This is a genomic window from Bradyrhizobium sp., assembly GCF_049586575.1.
In the GTDB taxonomy this organism is placed as follows: Bacteria; Pseudomonadota; Alphaproteobacteria; order Rhizobiales; family Xanthobacteraceae; genus Bradyrhizobium.
Genome location: NZ_JBAVCF010000448.1, coordinates 1 through 1,955 on the forward strand (window position 1 = coordinate 1; position 1,955 = coordinate 1,955).

The 1,955-nt window shown below is 58.6% G+C and carries 4 protein-coding genes; 1 reads left to right on the forward strand and 3 read right to left on the reverse strand.

The genetic code is table 11. The annotated features are described in order from the left end of the window. The 3 genes from WB528_RS17540 to WB528_RS17550 all read right to left on the reverse strand — a co-directional run. Window positions 1–216, reverse strand: a 216-nt coding sequence (locus tag WB528_RS17540; protein WP_423889669.1) for a hypothetical protein, incomplete at its 3' end; no start/stop codon positions are given. Window positions 217–411: 195 nt separating this feature from the next. After that, on the reverse strand, window positions 412–570 hold the full coding sequence (locus WB528_RS17545; protein WP_423889670.1) for a hypothetical protein: 159 nt from the start codon (window positions 568–570) through the stop codon (window positions 412–414). Window positions 571–780: 210 nt separating this feature from the next. Continuing rightward, window positions 781–1,161 (reverse strand): RNA recognition motif domain-containing protein, encoded by a 381-nt coding sequence (locus tag WB528_RS17550; RefSeq protein WP_423889671.1) that lies wholly within the window; start codon window positions 1,159–1,161, stop codon window positions 781–783. A gap of 511 nt (window positions 1,162–1,672) precedes the next feature. Between WB528_RS17550 and WB528_RS17555 the strand changes: the two genes are divergently transcribed. After that, a partial coding sequence (locus tag WB528_RS17555) for a hypothetical protein (RefSeq protein WP_423889672.1) occupies window positions 1,673–1,955 on the forward strand: 283 nt, incomplete at its 3' end.

Here is a 1,955-nt window from a genome sequence, read left to right on the forward strand (position 1 = left end):
ACTTTCGGCCGAGCCTTTTTCGTACAAATACTTCGTCGCAAACAGCATCACGACCACACCCGACCAGTCGGCAATCGCATTTCCAAAGAACGAGCCCCAGTGAGTGGCAGGATTTGAGAAGATATAAAAGCAAATCCACAGAATTAGGATACTGGTGCAGATGATGCTCAGCGAGTGCGGATAGAACCAGCGATGGCGACTGTCAGCTTTAACCATGGTCGAGCCTCCGGGACGAAAGTGCGATTGGCCATGGACTGGATTATCACAGAAGAATAGACAGGTGCAGGCAGAAATCGCGCGCGGCGTCAGGCACCCTTCAACCTGTGGCGCGAGCTTGGCTCGATTTCAGTTTCGGGAATTGATGACGCAGACCATCAGGTAACGCGAGAGCGGGGCTGGCCCCGCTCGCAATTATCCCTGAGGCCAGGGATCAGCAGGGACGATATCGGGGTCGTCAAACATGTTCTCGCTGGTAATGTTTTCGATCGGAGCATCGCCTTCGGCGCGAGGAGCAAGTTTTTTCTGCGCGCGACGTTCGGCCTTCATGCGCTGTTTTTCCTGACGCTTCATTTCCTTCTGCCGCTTCTGAAATGTGGATTTCGATCGTGTCGCCATAAAAGCTCCTTGAATTCGCGATAGAATCCTCAGCGATACTCCCAATAAAGTATACAGGAGCAATTCGCACGAGGCCGCGTGTCGATTTCATACGCCGGAATCAGCCGATGACACCGACTGCGGGCTCTGATACCGACAGCCCGAGTCTGGCGTGGCCTTCCCCCGTTACCAGCGGGGTTCGCGCGGCTGACGTGCCGCTTCGCGATAGTCCTCATTCGAGAACCGCTCGCGATTTCCTCCGCGATTACCGCCGCCGCTGCTACGTCCCGGACCGCCGCCGCGTTCAGGGGCGCGACCCTCGCCCTTCGGCCGCGCTTCATTCACTTTCAAATTTCGCCCGCCTACCTCTTTGCCATCCAAGCCGGCAATGGCCTTGGCCGCCTCGGCATCGTTGGGCATCTCGACAAACGCGAATCCGCGGGCGCGGCCGGTTTCCCGATCCATCGCCAGATGAACGCGCGTGACCGTCCCAAACGGCGCAAACAACGCGCGCAAATCTGCCTCAGTCGTTTGGAAACTCATGTTCCCGACAAACAAATTCTTCATGCTCCCCTATCTCCTTCTCTCTTAAATCGAAAAACGTGATGCGTCACCGACCGGTTCAGTGCTTTTCAAGTAAGGCGAGGAAGGCGGATAGGCGAACGGCCAAAAGCTGGCCAGAAAGGCGGCGACGCAATCCGGGCTTCTTCGAAATGCGGAACAATTATAACACGAAGTCATAATTCCGGGATGTGCACCGGCGCCGAGCCACACTGGCGGGGATTTCTGGTCGCGCAGCGCTCCGCCACCTCGCGCGGGGCCTCGAAACCCGTCTCGAGCGGGATCCACAGGTTCCACAGCGATGCACAGGCGTCCGCTTGCGCTGAGCGCGTGCAGCGCCTATCCTTGCGGCATGGCACGGAGCGATTGTCCGAATTGCAGCGGCACAGGCTGGAAAGTTGTCGAGCAGACCGGGTCGAATCAGGAAGCGCGGCCCTTCGCGCCTGCGGGCGGCGCTCGCGCTGGCTCCGCAGTTGGCGAGCCGAAGACGGTCTGGGCTGTGCCGTGCGATTGCACAGTGGGCGACCGCCACTCGCACATTCTGGAACGCGCACGACTGCCCAAGCGTTACCAGCATTGCAATTTCGAGAGCTTCGATACGGATCTCGGCTATTCCGGTCCTGAAGCAACGGCTTGGAACCGCAGTCTGCTTCAGGCGAAGCTCGAGGTGCAAGGTTTCGCGCGTAACTTTCCGATTGGGACCGAACACGGACTTTTGTTGATGGGCACTTGCGGCGTGGGGAAGACGCATCTTGCGGTGGCTGCGCTCGAAGAAATTGTTCTCCGCGGGCACACCGGAC